5 protein-coding genes are annotated in these 1,766 nt (G+C 41.6%); 2 read left to right on the top strand and 3 right to left on the bottom strand.

Annotated elements, in window-relative coordinates; all coding sequences use genetic code 11:
* Nucleotides 1-380: ATP-grasp fold amidoligase family protein (locus IKB69_RS01400; RefSeq protein ID WP_290945353.1), on the top strand; the 380-nt coding region annotated here is incomplete at its 5' end.
* A 23-nt stretch (nucleotides 381-403) separates the two neighbouring features.
* On the opposite strand, the gene IKB69_RS01395 is transcribed toward IKB69_RS01400, so the two are convergent.
* A complete protein-coding gene (locus tag IKB69_RS01395; protein ID WP_290945351.1) occupies nucleotides 404-676 on the bottom strand; it encodes a type II toxin-antitoxin system YafQ family toxin in 273 nt (90 codons plus the stop codon).
* Nucleotides 677-877 carry a hypothetical protein gene (locus IKB69_RS01390; protein WP_290945349.1) on the bottom strand — a complete coding sequence of 67 codons (201 nt, stop codon included), beginning with the start codon at nucleotides 875-877 and terminating at the stop codon, nucleotides 677-679. It lies immediately after the preceding gene.
* On the opposite strand from IKB69_RS01390, the gene IKB69_RS01385 reads away from it, so the two are divergent.
* The gene (locus IKB69_RS01385) at nucleotides 866-1,390 is read left to right on the top strand and encodes an ATP-grasp fold amidoligase family protein (RefSeq protein WP_290945347.1); all 525 of its coding nucleotides are present in this window, start codon (nucleotides 866-868) and stop codon (nucleotides 1,388-1,390) included. The two genes, IKB69_RS01390 and IKB69_RS01385, sit on opposite strands and share 12 nt — an antisense overlap.
* Here the strand turns inward: IKB69_RS01385 and IKB69_RS01380 are convergent.
* On the bottom strand, nucleotides 1,387-1,766 hold a 380-nt coding region (locus IKB69_RS01380), incomplete at its 5' end, for an ATP-grasp fold amidoligase family protein (RefSeq protein ID WP_290945346.1). The genes IKB69_RS01385 and IKB69_RS01380 overlap by 4 nt on opposite strands.

The following is a 1,766-nucleotide window of genomic DNA, read 5'->3' as shown; positions in this document are numbered from 1 at the left end:
ACGCGGATTCTAGCCTAGCACAGCCCTACAAAGCCCCTGATGACTATAAGTTTCATTGCTTTAGTGAGCAAATCTTTATTCAAGTTGATACAGAGCGATTCACCAGCCATACACGAACAATATTTGATACAGAGTGGAATATGCTAGATGTAGTGTATTACTACCCATTGCCAAGTAGCATTCCCTCAAAGCCACAAAATATCCCCACTATGCTTAATATAGCGGAGCTTTTGGGCAAGAATTGCAGCTATGTGCGTGTGGATTTATATAGTATATATGGGCAAACTATCGTAGGCGAGCTTACGATGACTCCAGAGGGTGGTACGGGGCATTTCACCCCCAAGCAGTGGGATAAAAAATTAGGTGATTTGTGGAGATGAAGCACAGAGCTTAAAGCAAAAGCCTAGCTCTTAAAAAGTTCGCTATGCGAACCTACTTCTACGCAAGTAAGGATAAGGGTGTTTTGATTTTTAGCATAGATGAGCAACAAATCTGGCTTGATATGGCACTCGCGGAAGCCTTTTAGCTCGCCTGTGAGTTTATGATCCCTATGCCTTGATTCTAGATTCTGCCCACTTGCAAGCGTGTAAATCACGCTATCGAGCAAATCTCTATCATCTTGGCTTAGTTTCTTGCGCTGTTTTTTATATTTAGCAGTAGTGTGGATCTCAAACATCTAAGAATCCATAGCCTTTTTGTAGCTTGCAAAGTCTTTAAACTTCTCTACTTTGCCATTTTTTACATCCTTTATACTGCGCAAAAGCTCTTCACTTGGCTCTTTTTTTATTGTTAGCTTGACATCAGCTAGCTTGGCAAGGCTTTTTAGCGCGTTGGTGAAGTCTTTATTAACATTTTTAGCGGTGATGTGGATAGTCATTGTCGCTCCTTTGTTTTGGTGGATTATACACTAGAATCTATAAGTGATTGGATAGATTTCCCCCACCTTGCAAATAACGATTTTCATAACAAAATTGCCCAAAATTCAAACCTAGAATCAAACGCGGATTCTAGCCTAGCGCAGCCCTACAAAGCCCCTGATGACTATAAGTTTCATTGCTTTGGGAAAAAGGTGTTTTCTGAAACGATTGTCGATCGCGGGAACAATACGCGTTGCACATTTTTTGATGAAGGGTGGAATCCACTTGAAGTAAAGATCACCTATGATTTTGCACAAAGAGCGATAGAGAAACCAAGCGTGTTGCCCCTAATGCTTGAGATAAGCAGGAGATTTTTTGATGATCTAGGGTATTTGCGCTGTGATTTTTACTTACAAGAAAATGCAATTTTGCACATAGGCGAGCTTACTTTCACGCCCGGTGGTGGAGTGCTACCAATCTCGCCTAGAGAGTTTGACAAGACATTGGGAGACTTTTGGGAGATAACGCGCTAGATCCACAAATCACCTAATTTTTTATCCCACTCATTCGGGGTGAATTTTTCTGTGCCACCGCCGTGTGTATAGGTCAGCTCTCCTACGATAATGTCTGTATTAATCGCGTACAAATCTACCCGCACATAACCACAATGTCTTGCAAGTATCGTAGCAATCTCTATCATCAGCTGCGGATTGTTTGGTGGCTGTGGGGCATACTTAGGTTGTGGGAAACAAAGACTAAAATTCATTTTATTCCACTCTGTATCAAATATTGTTCGTGTATGGCTGGTGAATCGCTCTGTATCAACTTGAATAAAGATTTGCTCACTAAAGCAATGAAACTTATAGTCATCAGGGGCTTTGTAGGGCTGTGCTAGGCTAGAATCCGCGT

It is taken from the genome of Helicobacter sp. (assembly GCF_017502485.1).
Classification (GTDB): Bacteria; Campylobacterota; Campylobacteria; order Campylobacterales; family Helicobacteraceae; genus Helicobacter_B.
Note: the sequence above shows the minus strand (reverse complement) of the source record. Positions and strands in the feature narration are given on the sequence as shown.